This is a genomic window from Helicobacter mastomyrinus (assembly GCF_039555295.1).
Classification (GTDB): domain Bacteria; phylum Campylobacterota; class Campylobacteria; order Campylobacterales; family Helicobacteraceae; genus Helicobacter_C; species Helicobacter_C mastomyrinus.
In genome coordinates this window covers 455605-470073 of the sequence record NZ_CP145316.1, presented here as the reverse complement: position 1 = coordinate 470073, position 14469 = coordinate 455605, and the positions used below count along the sequence as shown (strand labels likewise).

Genomic DNA, 14469 nt, shown 5'->3' with positions numbered 1-14469 from the left:
CTAAACTATAACTTTGGCTTTTAATTTAGATAAATATATAATTTTTTAGGTAGAATATACCCTTTGATTTTGCTACATAAAAATTTACAATCTTAAAGGTAAGGTTTATTAATGAATAAGTCACGAGTGGTTTTAGCGGGTATTATTATCTCATTGTTTGTAAGTTCGGCATTATTTGTAGGATTATGGGCTGATGAAGCACAAAAAGCCAAGCCCAAAGTACAGGAAGCCAATAAATTAGAATCCTTCAAGAAATTACGCCGTATTATGGGGATAGTGGAGGAAAATTATGTTGATGAATTAAGCTTTGATGAGATTGTAGATAAGGCTATTGATGGGTTATTAAGCAATCTTGATGCACATTCAAATTATCTTAACAAAAAGAAATTTGATGACTTACGCGCTAACACAGATGGCGAGTTTGGCGGGATTGGTATTACCGTGGGGTTAAAAGATGGGGCTTTAAGCATTATCGCACCTGTTGATGGCACACCCGGGGATAAAGCAGGGCTAAAAAGCGGTGATGTTATCATAAGAGTAAATGATGAAAGCACGATTGATATGAGTATTGATGATGCGGTGAATCTTATGCGTGGAGCGCCTAAGACAAAGGTTGAACTCACTATTGTGCGTAAAGGTGAGGCAAAGCCACTTGTGTTTAATATCGTGCGTGATATTATCAAAATAGATTCTGTGAAGGTGCGTAAGATTCAAAATAGTGATTTTGTATATGTGCGCATATCCTCATTTGATAAGAATGTAACACGTAATGTATCAAGTGAGCTAAGGCAAATCGGTAAGTTTAAAGGTATTGTCCTTGATTTACGCAATAATCCCGGTGGTGTGCTTGATCAAGCAGTAGATTTAAGTCGATTGTTTATAAAAAGTGGTTTGATTGTTACTCAAAGGGGACGCACAAAAGGTGAAAATATTGAATATAAGGCGAAGAGTGCGCCTTATGCAGACATACCCGTAGTAGTGCTTATTAATGGTGGGAGTGCGAGTGCAAGCGAGATTGTAGCGGGTGCATTGCAAGACCATAAACGAGCCGTCCTTATAGGAGAGCAGACATTTGGCAAAGGTAGTGTGCAGACAGTTATGCAGCTAGACCAAAATGAGGGACTAAAGCTCACTACTGCAAAATATTATCTCCCTAGTGGGCGGACGATTCAAGCGGTAGGGGTAACGCCTGATATTGTCGTATATCCGGGGGCTGCACCAGAGAATGAAAATAGCTTTAGCATTAAGGAATCTGATTTAAAAAGGCATTTGCAAGGAGAGCTTGATAAAATCAACGCACAGAATCTTAAGACAGAAACTGCTAATGAAGATAAAAAGCTCATTACTCAAACGATGATTTACCAAGATATTCAGCTAAAGACTGCCATTGATGTATTAAAAGCGTGGAATGTAATAGGCACTTTTAATCCAAGTAAATAAGGAGTAGTGATGGAAAAACAAACTATGCTTTATGAGGGGAAGGGCAAGAAGTTGTTTGCTACAAATGATGTAAATAATGTGATTGCTGTTTTTAAAGATGATTTGACTGCATTTAATGCCGAAAAAAAGGGCACAGAATCTGGCAAAGGTGCATTGAACTGCCGCATTAGCACTTTGCTTTTCACACTCTTAGAACAAGCAGGTATAAAGACGCATTTTGTAGAGCAACTCAGTGAAAATGAAATGCTTTGCAAGAAAGTATCCATTATCCCCATAGAAGTGGTAGTGCGTAATATTGCCACAGGCTCACTCACCAAACGTTTGGGTATTGAAGATGGCAAAGTGATTCCTCATACACTTGTGGAGTTTTATTACAAAGATGACGCGTTAGGCGACCCACTCATTAATGATGAGCATTGTAGAATCTTAGGTTTGGTTGAAAATCAAAGTGATTTGGAGATTCTTAAAACCCAAGCACGTAAAGTTAATGAAGTGTTAAAGACATTTTTTGATAAAAGGGATTTAAAACTTGTTGATTTTAAGCTTGAGTTTGGACGTGATAATAAGGGTGAGATTATCCTAGCCGATGAAATTAGCCCCGATAGCTGTCGCTTATGGGATAAGGCTACTAATCAAAAGCTTGACAAGGATAGGTTTAGACAGGATTTAGGCAATGTGAAAGTCGCCTATGAGGAAGTTTTGCGACGTATGTTAGAAACTAAATAAGGAATGGGATATGAAAGCAAAAGTGCTTATTTCGCTTAAAGAGGGAGTGCTTGACCCACAGGCAAAGGCTATTGCACACGCTTTGTATGTACACGGCTTTGAATCTTTGCAAAATGTAAAACTCTCAAAAGAAATTATTTTGGATTTAGATGAAAGCGATGCGCAAAAAGCTTATAAAATCGTGCAAAATATGTGCGAGGAGCTACTTGCTAATGTGGTTATTGAAAATTATGCTATTGAGATTCTATAATGAATGTAGCTGTTATCCGCTTTCCGGGCACAAATTGTGAATTTGATACGCAATATGCCTTTGCTAAACTTGGGGCAAATGTATCTATTGTGTGGCATAAAGATGAAAGTTTGCCCGATAATGCACAGCTTGTCGTAGTTCCGGGAGGCTTTAGTTATGGGGATTATTTGCGATGTGGGGCAATCGCGCAGTTTTCGCCCATTATGCAGGCTATTAAGCATTATGCAGATTCTGGTGGCTATGTGCTAGGGATTTGCAATGGCTTTCAAATTCTCTGTGAGGCGGGGCTATTACCCGGTGCGTTAATACGTAATGAGAATCTGCATTTTATTTCAAAAATGCAAAAATTAAAAGTCGCTAATCAAAATAATGTATTTTTACGCTCTTATTCTAAGAATCAAGAGCTTAAGCTCCCTATAGCCCACGCTGATGGAAATTATTTTATTGATGAAGTGGGATTAGAAAAACTTAAAGCAAACGGACAAATTTTGCTTACATATACAGATAACCCCAATGGCTCAGTAGAGGCTATCGCGGGAGTGTGTAATGAAAATAAAAATGTCTTTGGGCTTATGCCTCACCCTGAAAGAGCCATTGAGGCTATACTTGGCAGTTGCGATGGTGTGGCAATGCTTGATAATTTATTGCAGATTCCATTAGAGGGATAAAATGCCACAAAAGTTACAATATACCATTTTAGTTATGCTGCTATGTATAGGGAGTGTTTTTGCAGATACAAAGCCAAAGATTGCCTACCTTAATGTGCAGTTTCCTAATGCAGATACAAGCCTATATGTAGGACAACATATTGAGGTGAAATATACTCTTACCTTGCTTTCAGGGGCAAAGCTTGTAAGCACAGACTTGGTGGATTTCACCTCTAAGAACAATATAGTATTAAAAAATAAAAACCCAGATTGGAGAACAGGCGATAATGGGACATTAGTAAATATCTATACATATAATATTACAGGTAAAAATGTAATAATCCCTCCTTTGCGCATAAAGGCTATATCAGGTGATGGAAGCTATGAGGAAGAGGTTGTATCTCAGGGTGCCACTTTTCAAGCCATTGAACTCTCAAACAATCCCAATTATAATCACGTTATCGCTGATATGATGGAAGTAGTGGACTATCGTGTGAAAGAGTATGACGAGGCAAATAATATTATTATCTTTCAATTTGAGAGCAAAAATGACAACCTTAGCCATATGAAAATTGCGCAGTATCCTAAACAGGGCTTAGAAAATAGCAAGGTGGTTGATGGCATCACTTATGGTATTTATTATGTAGTACTTGATAAGTCTATTCGCTCTCTCTCTTTTGAGTATTTTAATTTAGCACAACGGCAGTTTATCAATATAACATTGCCCATTCAGCTCGTGCGAAATACAATCGATGAGGGTGGGGACATTAAACCACGTAATACGTTTTTAATATTTAAAAATCTATTTATAGGTGCGGCAATTTTATTTGTTGGGCTTATTTGCATAGTGTTTAAAAAAATCCGCAAAATAAGTTTAACTATACTTATTCTACTTATACTTATTCTAGCTTATAATATATTTTTTAGTGCTACTTCAGGTATAGCACGAGTGGGAGCAAATATAAGCATTATCCCCACACATAATTCTACTATTATGGAAGTGGTAAAAGTCCCTACACAAGTAAGTATTATCGGGGAGTATGAGGATTACTACAAAGTCGTTATAGAATCTAAAGTTGGTTGGATAAGGAAAGAATATGTTAGCAAAAATTAAGGCACTCTTTGCCACTCTCTCAATCGCGATTTATTTACCCATCATGATTGTCCAGATTTACATTACGCGCAATAGGGCAAATGGTAGATGGGCGAGGCAGCAATGTCGCTGGTTTTTTAGTCTTAATGGTTTAAATGTAGAGCGCATAGGAGAATATGACAAAGACGCGCAACTTTTGGTAGTCAATCATCAAAGCGTAACAGATATTATCTATTTTGAGGCATTTCACCCAGCCAATCTATGCTGGGTAGCCAAGAAACAGCTAGGTGAGATACCAATTTATGGACACGCTCTTAAAGCCCCTGATATGATACTTATTGACAGAGAGGATAAAAATGGCATTGTCTTTTTGCTTAAAGAAGCAAAAAGGCATCTTAGCAATCATCGCACAATAGCCATTTTTCCTGAAGGGACAAGAAGTAAGGGTGAGGAAGAGTTTTTACCCTTTAAGCCTGGGGCGAAGATTCTCGCTTCAAAGCTCAAGCTTAGAATCCAACCAGCCGTGCTTATTAATACTCGCAAGCTCTACAATAGCTCTCCTATGGAAACACAAACCAATAATGCAAGAGTAGTGCTTATGGACGCCTTTATGCCAAACTTTGAAGATGAGCAATGGTATGAAAAATTACGAGATTCAATGCATGAGGTATATATCAAGCATTATAATGAGTTAAATAAGGAGGCTTTAAGAGAGAAATAGGCACAATCAAGGCTTTTAAACACGGGGTGTTAGCTCAGTTGGGAGAGCGCAACGCTGGCAGCGTTGAGGTCAGGGGTTCGACCCCCCTACACTCCACCATTTTCATCTGCTTTTCGCATAGTGCTAAAAATAAATCTAATTCGTTGGAAATACAAAAACCAACCCTATCAATATATTTATCTCTCACATTTTGGATAGCTTCAGCTATATCCTATAACATCATATTATTTTTCAAGATTTGCTTGATGGATAAAGTAATATTTACCACTAAGTTAATCACTCGCTGTCCTTATTCTCTCTCTGCCAATTGAACCTACAAGCATAAATAAAGATTTCATATCTCCCACCCAAATTTTTTCTCGAAAAGGCTAAGCGAGAGCGTTATGGATAATCAAAATAGAATACAGCTCTTTTAAAGTCTTTGCAAATAAAAACATTATATAATACTTTTTGCAATCCATCAAAGGACATATATGGCAAATAGTATCAAAACACTTTCTCTTGCACGAATTTATGAAATGATGGGACTCAAAGAAGATGCGCTTAAGATATATCGGGAGATTCTCTTAGAACGCCCAGAAAACAAAGAAGCCCAAATAGCAATTAAACGTCTTATGCTTGTACAAAAGCATTTCCCTCCTGTCAATGAAGAACAAAAACATATATTTATGGAGCTGTCTACACAAGAGGATATACTTCAATTTCAAAGGTGGCTACTGCAATGGAACTCAAAGATTTAATACTTGAAACACTTAATGAACTCTCCCAACCCAATGAAAATTCTATGGATTTACAAAAAAATATCTCCATACATACTACACCTATCTCTACTCCAGCATATCCTCAAAATATTCCAAATATTCCAAAAACAAATGAATCTTTACGTGAGGAATATGAATTTTTAGAAATGCTCCAAGAGCGTTTATTGGTGCTTTTTGAAGGTTTAAATGCTCCACAGAATCATAATTTACAAACAAAGCTTAGCCTTACTATTAACTTCCTTGAATACCAACTTAGCATTATTGCTGAACGATTAAATGATTTAAGAAAATAATCTTGTTAAATTTACATTTGCCAATATCACTTACAATGCTTCTTATCCTTTGACCCGAATGAGATAGGGCAAGGTGATGGATTAACCCATTGTGGGTGTCATCTCAAAAACAAGGAGGTTATCCCCCTCCAGCTTCCTCCTTGTTTTTAGATACTCACATTAAACAACCAAACCTTTATGGAGCTGCTCAAGACCCCCACTTGAGCAGCTTCCTTTTTTCAATCTCCTATAATTCCTTTCTGTCTTGCTTTATATGAGGCGTATTTCCCTTAAGCTATCTAAAAAGTGTTTTGTTATACAATTTCCGCTTACTTTATACTTACTCAATAAAGGTTTTGGATTATGCTAGAAGTTTTAATGATTGAAGATGATGTAGAATTAGCAGAAATTATCACAGGTTATCTTAAGCAATATGATATGAATGTTACTAATTATGATGAACCCTACACAGGTATGAGCGCAGTAAATGCCAAACACTTTGACATTTTACTCCTCGATTTGACATTACCTAATCTTGATGGGCTTGAAGTGTGTAAAAGAATAGCAAAGCAAAATAGTATCCCTATTATTGTCTCTTCTGCAAGAAGTGATGTAGATGATAAGGTCGAGGCACTTAAATCCGGAGCCGATGATTATATCTCAAAGCCCTATGACCCAAAGGAGCTTGTAGCGAGAATCCAATCTCTCCTTAGACGCTACAATAAGAAAAATGTCAAAGAACAAGACAAAGAAAAAGATAGTGTGTTTAAAATCGATAAGTATAGTCGTCAAGTTTTCTTTAAAGACAAAAAACTTGAATTAACTCGCGCAGAATATGAGATTCTCACATTGCTTATTAGTAAAAAGGGACACGTATTCTCACGTGAAGCAATCGCCATAGAATCTGAATCAATCAATCCAGAAAGCTCCAATAAGAGCATTGATGTTATCATTGGGCGTTTGCGCTCTAAGATAGAGGAAAACCCCAAGCAACCACAATACATTATCTCTGTGCGTGGTGTAGGCTACAAACTTGAAGCATAAGGCATCTTATGCTGAAAATTCGACATTCTATTTTTTTTAAAATTATTGTTTTATTTTTATGTGCTTTACTTAGCTTTTTTGCTATCTCATATTATTTTATTGAAGATCATATTGAGAATGAAAATCTCCGTTCTGAGCTCCGCTATAAACAATTTACAGCCACCATTAACGAAATCATGCAATATGGGGGCAATCTCAACACGATTAAACAATATTTAGAAAATATACAATTTATCCCCGTAGAAGAAGAGGAGATTAAGAAGGTTTTACAAGAAATCAATAAGATTCCTTACGGCTTTGATGGTATTTTTGCTAAAGCTATCAATACTCGAGATGGTATCTATATCCTCCTAGAAACCAATGATGAAACAACACTCTATAAAGACAATTCACGTAAAACTTATGAAGATTTTTATATAATCACACTTATTGGCATTATGCTGCTGACTTTTGTATTTTTTATTGTGCTTAAAAGTCTTATGCCTCTTAAGATTCTCAAAGGACAAATAGAGCAATTTGCAGAAGGTAACTTTGGCACACAAGATGAAGAAAATACTTCTAAAGATGAGATTGGTGAGCTCTATCGCGAGTTTTACAAAGCCTCAAATAAAATTAAATCTCTCAATGAATCTCGCAGTCTCCTTTTGCGCTCCATTATGCACGAGCTTAAAACCCCCATTACAAAAGGACGCATTGTCGCTGAAATGGTAGAAAACCCTACACAAAGGGAGCAGCTTTCCTCCAGCTTCACACGTCTTAATGAGTTGATTAATGAATTTGCAAAGCTTGAGCAAATCAATTCCCAAAACTACCATATCAACAAGCAAGAATTTCTCCTTGCTGATTTAATTGTCCATGCTGAAGATATGCTACTTATTGACGCCAATAGCCCTATTGCAGTTGATTCGCCCGATTCACTTATTAAGGCTGATTTTGATTTGTTTGCGATTGCACTTAAAAATCTTCTTGACAATGCTATCAAATACAGCAAAGATGGCAAAGTAAGAGTATATACAAAAAATGACCGCCTTTACACAAGCTCAAAAGGGGACCCGCTCACCCACCCACTAGAAGCTTATTTCAAGCCCTATTTCAAAGACGCTAAAAAAGCGTCATCACAAGGATTTGGATTGGGTATGTATATTATTAAAAACACCCTTGATAATCAGGATTTTAACCTCAGCTATAAGCACGAAAATGGCTATAATATATTTATTATTCATCATTGTGTGGTAGAAAACTATTGTCTTATTGACAAGAAGCCAAGCCCCTTAAAAAGGAAGAATAATGTTTAGAAGATTCAAACGCACTCGTCTCAAAGCCCCGATGAGAGCTTTAGTGCGAGAGACGCATTTGCGCAAGGATGATTTTATCTATCCGCTATTTGTCATAGAGGGTGAGCATATCAAAAATGCCATTCCCTCTATGCCTGATGTATATCAAATGAGTGTTGATAATATTCTTAAAGAATGTGAAGAGCTTTTGAAGCTTGGCATATATCATATAATCCTTTTTGGTTTGCCAAGTCATAAAGATTCCTGCGGGAGCGAGGCTCTAAGCGATAAAGGTATTATTGCTAAAGCTATTAAGGCTATTAAAAAGCATTTTCCTCAAATGATTGTTGCGCTTGATTTATGCTTTTGCGAATATACGGACCACGGGCATTGTGGCATAATTGATAAGAATCTTAATAGTGTTGATAATGATGCTACTTTAGAGATTCTAGGGCAGCAAGCCCTTGTACTTGCAAGCTGCGGGGGCGATATGATAGCCCCTAGTGCGATGATGGATGGTATGGTGGCTACTATCCGCGCTTATTTAGACAAAGGCGGATTCACACATATCCCCATTATGAGCTATTCTACAAAATTTGCAAGTGGCTATTATGGACCATTTCGCGATGTGGCTAATTCTGCACCGAGCTTTGGCGATAGACATTCTTATCAGCAAGATGGCGCTAATCGTAGAGAGGCAATTTTAGAAAGCCTTACTGATGAAGCGGAGGGAGCGGATATTTTAATGGTGAAACCCGCCCTTGCATATTTAGATATTGTCCGCGATATACGCGAGCATACCTTGCTTCCCTTAGCTGTGTATAATGTGAGTGGCGAGTATGCTATGCTAAAATGTGCGCAAAAAGCAGGGCTTATTGATTATGAACGAGTGCTACTTGAGACACTTACAGGCTTTAAACGAGCCGGAGCGGACATTATTATTAGCTATCACTCTAAAGAGATTGCCCAAATTCTATCCTAAAGACTTAATGAATATTTTTATATGCTATTTGATATATTTTGCTTTGTTTGTAGGATATAGCCCTATCGAAATCCCCATTCTTTTTGTATAGTCTCAATATATAATTTTTCTAGCTCTACGAGCATTACACCTTCTCGATTATCAAGACTATCCTTAATACGTCCATCTGCATTGACAAACATACTATCGCCATAAAATTGCCAAATTACTCCACCATAAGAGAGGCTATTAATAGCATTAAGACGTAAAATTACCATACTATTGTTAAAAGCACGTGCTTGACATAAAATACGCCAACGTTCTTTAGAATCAAATGTATTGCTACAAGGCATTATTACCACATCAACTTTTGCAGATTTTAGTTTAAGCCATATTTCATCAAAATGTATTTCAAATCCTGCAATAATGCCTATTTTTATACCCTCTTTTTCAAATACAAGGGGTGTTTTAGGCGAATTTGGTAAGACATTATCAAAAAATGCCCTTTCATTCCAATGCGAATAGCCTATGAGCCTTTGCTGATGATAAAATTGCACCCTCTCACCCTGTATAAGCGCAATACTTTTATATACTTTACCTTTTTCACAAAGCAATATAGGTGCGACTATATCAAGATGATAGCTTACAGAGAGTTTATGCAAATGTGAGAGGAGTTTTGCACAAGATTTTGCAAAATCTTTAGAATCTTTAGTAATTTCTTTATAAAAAGGCTGAAATATATATTCGCTAAATGCCGCAATCTGCACTTTTTGTTTTTTGCAACTTTGGAGATATTTTTTTAATCGCCCATTATTGGGCTCAAGTGGTAAAAGCTGCAAAAGAGCAATATTCATATCATATCCTTAGGTGGTAAAGATGTCTAAAATTGTAGCATATATGGTTTATTCTGCAAAACCACTATGTGTGCTTATTTCGCCCAAACCAGCGAGGCAATTTTCTGCCTTGCAATCAAGCTTAGCATTCACCTCCCCTTGTTCGTTATAGGCTTTCTGCCACAATGCTTGATTGTCCTGATAGAGCATTTGCATTTTAAGTTTCCCATTGGGATAAAACCAGCTAACTTTTACTTCTTTAGGTATTCCTGTGTTATATACTCGCTCTGTGATCAGTGCGCCATTTTTATCGTAACTTCGCTCGGCTCCTATCTTGTCTCCATTGGCAAAGTGAGATTCTAAGCGCACAATACCACTTTCATCATATTGCTTGTTCTCACCATTTTGCACACCATTTGTATATGTGCTCATTTGTGCAATTTTGCCATTAGGGAAGTAGGCTTTTACTACACCTTCTATCTTACCATTTCTGTAATTATATTGCCGTGAAACTTTGCCATTTGTATGATACTCTATGAGTTTTCCCTCTAATATATCATCATTATAGTTTGCCTCTTTAGCAAGTGCGCCATTCTCGTGATACCACCTTGCCTTACCAATGATTTTGCCCTCATCATAATAAATTTCACTTTTAAGAATATTATTAGGGTAATAGGCTAGGGCGATACCCTGAAGTTTATTGTTTTTGTAGTTTGCATCATAAATCACTTCGCCCTCGTGCGAATATTTTAGTTCTCGCCCTTCTTTGCGCCCATTGATAAAGTGCATTTGTTCTATTAAATGCCCATCTTTATCGTACCACGCCTCGCGCCCGTGCTTAATTTCCGTGCCTTTGATATAGCTTATTTTGCCCTGCAATATCTCACCAGCCGTATTTTTAGTGATTGTCCGTATTTCTAGGTCAATCCCTACGCACACACTAGCCAAGCCTAAACACATTATTATATATCGTAACATCATTTTCTCCTTATGGCTACGTGCTACATCGGCATTTATTTATCTTTCTCAATACCTTTATGTCTAAGCCCTCATATACTGCCTAAGTAAATGCAAGACCTGCTTACAAAGTAGTACTTTGGTATGTGCATAAGTCCACTCTTGTAGGACTGCTTCCCCTTGAAGCCTTTTTATAAGCTTTGTATACCGTTTCGCTCCCATCTTGTGGCCTATCTTTATAAGCTCTAATTGTTTAAGCTCATTTTGCAATTTTTTACGCTTAGTTCGAAATAAAGATGTGAAAAATATATTCCATTATTTTAGCCTTTTGTCCCGTTTTAGAAGTTTAGAAATGCGCTAGTTTTCACCAAATACACGTTTAAAAATGGCATCGACATTTTTCGTATAGTAGCCATAATCAAAGCATTCTCTAATGGTTTGCTCACCAATGAGACTCACTAACTCCCTATCTGCTAAGAGATATTGTAGATAGAGGCTCTCGCCTTTGGCATTCATCGCATTTCCACCATTTTGTAAATCTTGCCACACTTTCATTGCATTGCGTTGGACGATTTTATAAGATTCTTCACGTGAGATACCTTTCTTAGGGAGTTCGAGCAAGATTCGCTGAGAGAATACAAGTCCGCCGGTAAGCTCAAGATTTCTCATCATATTCTTAGGATACACCACGAGCTTTTCAAGCAATCCTTTCAAGCGAAACAGCATAAAATCCGTAGTGATAAAGCCATCAGGTAGGATAAATCGTTCTACGCTTGAATGGCTAATATCACGCTCGTGCCATAATGCGACATTTTCCATCGCTGGAAGTGCAAAGCTTCGTATCATTCTGCAAAGCCCTGTGATATTCTCACTTAGCACAGGATTGCGTTTATGCGGCATAGCCGAGCTGCCCTTTTGCCCTTCCTCGAAATATTCCTCTGCCTCATAGACTTCTGTGCGTTGCAAATGGCGGATTTCTACTGCGATTTTCTCACAGCTACTAGCCAAAAGGGCTAAATCGCTCATTAGTCTTGCATATCTATCACGTTGAATGACTTGATTGCTCACTCTTGCTGCCTTTAAGCCTAAATCCGCACATACAAGCTCTTCTAGCTCAATGGGCGTATGGGCGAGATTCCCCATTGCGCCACTTAGCTGCCCCACGGAGATGACTTCTAGCGTAGATTGCAACGCCTCATAATGCCGCCCTAGCTCATCATACCAAATCGCTAAGACTAGTCCAAAGGTGATAGGCTCTCCGTGAATCCCGTGGGAGCGCCCAACCATAAGTGTATCCTTATGCTCAAAGGAGCGCGTTTTAATCACAGTTCTTAGCTCTTCTATATCGTGTAAGATAATATGCAGAGAATCTCGCATTTGCAATGCCACAGCCGTATCGATACAATCGCTACTTGTGATTCCATAATGCACAAAGCGGCTCTCCTCTCCTAAGCTTTCTGCCACACTTGTAGTAAAGGCTATCAAATCGTGCTTTGTAACACTCTCTATTTCATCAATACGTGCAATATCAAACCTTGCATTTTTGCAAATTTTCTCACAATCTTCATCAGGCACGACACCTAGCTTATTCCACCCGCGCACTAATGCCTTTTCTACCGCCAACCACGCGGAATATTTAGCATTTATATCCCATAGTTTTTTCATCTCCTCACGCGCATATCGCTCTACCATAATATCTCCTTAATTAATAAAAACAAAGCAAATTTTAGCCAAAGTTTGCAAAATTACTCTACAAAGAGAGTGATAAGATAAGGCAAAATCTCCCACTTGCGCTTAAAAATTAACTTTATAGCTGATTTGCATTGTATCGGGTTAGTTTTTAAGGTTTAGAATCTATTATTTTTGCTTTAATTATGATTTTGAAGTTCTATGTTTTTAAGGAAAGATATGCAATACAATAAAGTAAAGGATATATATGAACTATGTCATCATATATCGCCCTTTGATACGCAAGAATCTTGGGATAAGAGTGGGCTAAATCTAGGAAGTATGAATGATACATTTGAGCATATACTCGTATGCTTAGAGGTCAATCTAAATATCGCACAAGCACTTCAACCAAAGACATTGCTTATCACCCACCATCCTTTGTTTTTTCAGCCTTTAAATGCCTTTTGCACAGATAGGTATCCTGCCAATATCGCGCAGATTCTATTACAGAAGCATTGCTGTGTGATAAGTTTGCATACCAATTTTGATAAATCTCATCTTAATACCTATCTTACCCATAAAGTGCTGCAATGGGAGCATTTTGTCGCGCAAGGATTGTTTATGTATGGGAGCATAGCACCTATATCACTGCCAAATCTCGCGCAATATGTATGCAAATCACTGCAAACAGACTATATGCAATACATACAGGGCGATGTAGAATCTATAAAGGAGCATAGTATTAGCGATGTATATATTGTCTGTGGCAGCGGTTGCTCTCTGCTCTCTTGCATCCCACCATCTCCCAGTACTTGCTTTATTACAAGCGATGTGAAGCACCACGATGCGATGATAGCTAAGAGTATGGGGATTAGCCTCATTGATATGGGGCATTATGAAAGTGAGAAATATTTTGTAGAAATTTTTGATTCTATTTTGCAAAATGCAGGATATAACGTTATAATTGCAGATTGTGAAAATCCATTCTCTCTCTGCTTAAATAAGCCAAGAGATTAACCCTCATTCAAAGGACAAGTGATGAATAAGCATTTACAAGAGCTCATACAAGTAGCCCATTTTGATAAGCAAATCGATGATTTAGAGCCCAAAATTGCCCAAGTGCGACACGAGCTTAATGAAAAAATTAAGCAAGAAAGGCAAACATTAAAAGATATAGAATCCCTCAATGAAGAAACACGAAATATCGAACTCGAGATTGCCCGACACGACTGCAATATTCAAGAATCTTCCGCAAAATTAGAGCAAATTACTAAAAAGCAAAAAGAGGTCAAAACAGAAAAGGAAATGCGCGCACTTGATGTGGAAACAGATATTGCCAAAGAGAATATGACACATTCTAATGCTGAAATAGAGCGACTTGAAGCACTCAAAGAGAACAAAAACAAAGAAAAGCAATCCTACACACCTAAACTCGAGCAGCTAAAAAGCGAAATTGAAGCCCTTGAAACACAAACACAAAAGCAGGTGCAAGAAATCAAACAAGCTCAACAAGATCTTTTTGAAGAAAAAGAATCTTTGGTAGCAAAAATGGACAATAAAGTCATTAGTTTTTATGCCAAAATTAGACGATGGGCACTCAATACAAGCGTAGTGCCTGTGTTTAAACAAGCCTGTGGCGGCTGCTTTATCAAGCTTAATGATACGATTTATAATGAGATTTTAAAAGGCAATGATATTATTAACTGCCCTCATTGCGGAAGAATACTCTATGCAGATTCTCAAGCAAAGGCATCTGCCCAAGAATCTGTAAAAGCAGAGGCAAAGCCCAAGAAAAAAGCTAAGGCATAATCCTTAGACG

The 14469-nt window shown here is 37.6% G+C and carries 16 protein-coding genes and 1 tRNA gene; 14 read left to right on the top strand and 3 right to left on the bottom strand.

Going from position 1 to position 14469, the window contains the following annotated elements:
- The first annotated feature begins 111 nt into the window (after window positions 1-111).
- From V3I05_RS02355 to hemB, 12 genes are all read left to right on the top strand, one after another.
- The gene (locus V3I05_RS02355; RefSeq protein ID WP_300446848.1) at window positions 112-1440 is read left to right on the top strand and encodes a S41 family peptidase; all 1329 of its coding nucleotides are present in this window, start codon (window positions 112-114) and stop codon (window positions 1438-1440) included.
- A gap of 9 nt (window positions 1441-1449) precedes the next feature.
- On the top strand, window positions 1450-2166 hold the full coding sequence (gene purC, locus V3I05_RS02350) for a phosphoribosylaminoimidazolesuccinocarboxamide synthase (RefSeq protein ID WP_295699892.1): 717 nt from the start codon (window positions 1450-1452) through the stop codon (window positions 2164-2166).
- A 10-nt stretch (window positions 2167-2176) separates the two neighbouring features.
- The gene (purS, locus tag V3I05_RS02345; protein ID WP_295699895.1) at window positions 2177-2416 is read left to right on the top strand and encodes a phosphoribosylformylglycinamidine synthase subunit PurS; all 240 of its coding nucleotides are present in this window, start codon (window positions 2177-2179) and stop codon (window positions 2414-2416) included.
- On the top strand, window positions 2416-3084 hold the full coding sequence (gene purQ, locus V3I05_RS02340; protein ID WP_300446846.1) for a phosphoribosylformylglycinamidine synthase subunit PurQ: 669 nt from the start codon (window positions 2416-2418) through the stop codon (window positions 3082-3084). Before purS ends, purQ begins: the two co-directional genes overlap by 1 nt.
- Window position 3085: 1 nt before the next feature.
- Window positions 3086-4177 (top strand): hypothetical protein, encoded by a 1092-nt coding sequence (locus V3I05_RS02335; protein ID WP_300446844.1) that lies wholly within the window; start codon window positions 3086-3088, stop codon window positions 4175-4177.
- Window positions 4161-4877, top strand: coding sequence for a 1-acylglycerol-3-phosphate O-acyltransferase (locus V3I05_RS02330; RefSeq protein WP_300446841.1), 717 nt, complete (start codon window positions 4161-4163; stop codon window positions 4875-4877). Before V3I05_RS02335 ends, V3I05_RS02330 begins: the two co-directional genes overlap by 17 nt.
- 23 nt (window positions 4878-4900) lie before the next feature.
- Window positions 4901-4976 (top strand) — tRNA-Ala (locus V3I05_RS02325).
- 374 nt (window positions 4977-5350) lie between these two features.
- Window positions 5351-5617 carry a tetratricopeptide repeat protein gene (locus tag V3I05_RS02320; protein ID WP_295699906.1) on the top strand — a complete coding sequence of 89 codons (267 nt, stop codon included), beginning with the start codon at window positions 5351-5353 and terminating at the stop codon, window positions 5615-5617.
- Complete coding sequence (locus V3I05_RS02315; RefSeq protein WP_295699907.1) at window positions 5599-5931, top strand: CiaD-like domain-containing protein; 333 nt, start codon at window positions 5599-5601, stop codon at window positions 5929-5931. Before V3I05_RS02320 ends, V3I05_RS02315 begins: the two co-directional genes overlap by 19 nt.
- Before the next feature lie 342 nt (window positions 5932-6273).
- Entirely contained in the window at window positions 6274-6954 is a 681-nt protein-coding gene (locus V3I05_RS02310; RefSeq protein ID WP_295699909.1) for a response regulator transcription factor, read from the top strand.
- A gap of 8 nt (window positions 6955-6962) precedes the next feature.
- Window positions 6963-8249 carry an ArsS family sensor histidine kinase gene (locus tag V3I05_RS02305; protein WP_295699911.1) on the top strand — a complete coding sequence of 429 codons (1287 nt, stop codon included), beginning with the start codon at window positions 6963-6965 and terminating at the stop codon, window positions 8247-8249.
- Window positions 8242-9210, top strand: a complete 969-nt coding sequence (hemB, locus tag V3I05_RS02300) for a porphobilinogen synthase (protein ID WP_300450886.1) — start codon at window positions 8242-8244, stop codon at window positions 9208-9210. The genes V3I05_RS02305 and hemB overlap by 8 nt, the downstream gene beginning before the upstream one ends.
- A gap of 62 nt (window positions 9211-9272) precedes the next feature.
- Here hemB and V3I05_RS02295 read toward each other — a convergent pair whose 3' ends face one another.
- From V3I05_RS02295 to purB, 3 genes are all read right to left on the bottom strand, one after another.
- On the bottom strand, window positions 9273-10043 hold the full coding sequence (locus V3I05_RS02295) for a carbon-nitrogen hydrolase family protein (protein WP_343353880.1): 771 nt from the start codon (window positions 10041-10043) through the stop codon (window positions 9273-9275).
- 48 nt (window positions 10044-10091) lie between these two features.
- Window positions 10092-11000 carry a toxin-antitoxin system YwqK family antitoxin gene (locus tag V3I05_RS02290; RefSeq protein ID WP_300446832.1) on the bottom strand — a complete coding sequence of 303 codons (909 nt, stop codon included), beginning with the start codon at window positions 10998-11000 and terminating at the stop codon, window positions 10092-10094.
- Between the two features lie 336 nt (window positions 11001-11336).
- Entirely contained in the window at window positions 11337-12671 is a 1335-nt protein-coding gene (purB, locus tag V3I05_RS02285) for an adenylosuccinate lyase (protein ID WP_300446830.1), read from the bottom strand.
- A gap of 216 nt (window positions 12672-12887) precedes the next feature.
- On the opposite strand from purB, the gene V3I05_RS02280 reads away from it, so the two are divergent.
- Together V3I05_RS02280 and V3I05_RS02275 are read left to right on the top strand one after the other, a co-directional pair.
- Entirely contained in the window at window positions 12888-13667 is a 780-nt protein-coding gene (locus tag V3I05_RS02280; RefSeq protein WP_300446828.1) for a Nif3-like dinuclear metal center hexameric protein, read from the top strand.
- A gap of 21 nt (window positions 13668-13688) precedes the next feature.
- Window positions 13689-14459, top strand: coding sequence for a zinc ribbon domain-containing protein (locus V3I05_RS02275; RefSeq protein WP_300446826.1), 771 nt, complete (start codon window positions 13689-13691; stop codon window positions 14457-14459).
- Window positions 14460-14469: the final 10 nt, after the last annotated feature.

What these genes read in the sequence shown, in the direction of transcription:
- V3I05_RS02355 (WP_300446848.1), top strand. Translation starts at nt 112, where the DNA reads ATGAATAAGTCACGAGTGGTTTTAGCGGGTATTATTATCTCATTGTTT.
- purC (WP_295699892.1), top strand. Translation starts at nt 1,450, where the DNA reads ATGGAAAAACAAACTATGCTTTATGAGGGGAAGGGCAAGAAGTTGTTT.
- purS (WP_295699895.1), top strand. Translation starts at nt 2,177, where the DNA reads ATGAAAGCAAAAGTGCTTATTTCGCTTAAAGAGGGAGTGCTTGACCCA.
- purQ (WP_300446846.1), top strand. Translation starts at nt 2,416, where the DNA reads ATGAATGTAGCTGTTATCCGCTTTCCGGGCACAAATTGTGAATTTGAT.
- V3I05_RS02335 (WP_300446844.1), top strand. Translation starts at nt 3,086, where the DNA reads ATGCCACAAAAGTTACAATATACCATTTTAGTTATGCTGCTATGTATA.
- V3I05_RS02330 (WP_300446841.1), top strand. Translation starts at nt 4,161, where the DNA reads ATGTTAGCAAAAATTAAGGCACTCTTTGCCACTCTCTCAATCGCGATT.
- V3I05_RS02320 (WP_295699906.1), top strand. Translation starts at nt 5,351, where the DNA reads ATGGCAAATAGTATCAAAACACTTTCTCTTGCACGAATTTATGAAATG.
- V3I05_RS02315 (WP_295699907.1), top strand. Translation starts at nt 5,599, where the DNA reads ATGGAACTCAAAGATTTAATACTTGAAACACTTAATGAACTCTCCCAA.
- V3I05_RS02310 (WP_295699909.1), top strand. Translation starts at nt 6,274, where the DNA reads ATGCTAGAAGTTTTAATGATTGAAGATGATGTAGAATTAGCAGAAATT.
- V3I05_RS02305 (WP_295699911.1), top strand. Translation starts at nt 6,963, where the DNA reads ATGCTGAAAATTCGACATTCTATTTTTTTTAAAATTATTGTTTTATTT.
- hemB (WP_300450886.1), top strand. Translation starts at nt 8,242, where the DNA reads ATGTTTAGAAGATTCAAACGCACTCGTCTCAAAGCCCCGATGAGAGCT.
- V3I05_RS02295 (WP_343353880.1), bottom strand. Translation starts at nt 10,043, where the DNA reads ATGAATATTGCTCTTTTGCAGCTTTTACCACTTGAGCCCAATAATGGG.
- V3I05_RS02290 (WP_300446832.1), bottom strand. Translation starts at nt 11,000, where the DNA reads ATGTTACGATATATAATAATGTGTTTAGGCTTGGCTAGTGTGTGCGTA.
- purB (WP_300446830.1), bottom strand. Translation starts at nt 12,671, where the DNA reads ATGGTAGAGCGATATGCGCGTGAGGAGATGAAAAAACTATGGGATATA.
- V3I05_RS02280 (WP_300446828.1), top strand. Translation starts at nt 12,888, where the DNA reads ATGCAATACAATAAAGTAAAGGATATATATGAACTATGTCATCATATA.
- V3I05_RS02275 (WP_300446826.1), top strand. Translation starts at nt 13,689, where the DNA reads ATGAATAAGCATTTACAAGAGCTCATACAAGTAGCCCATTTTGATAAG.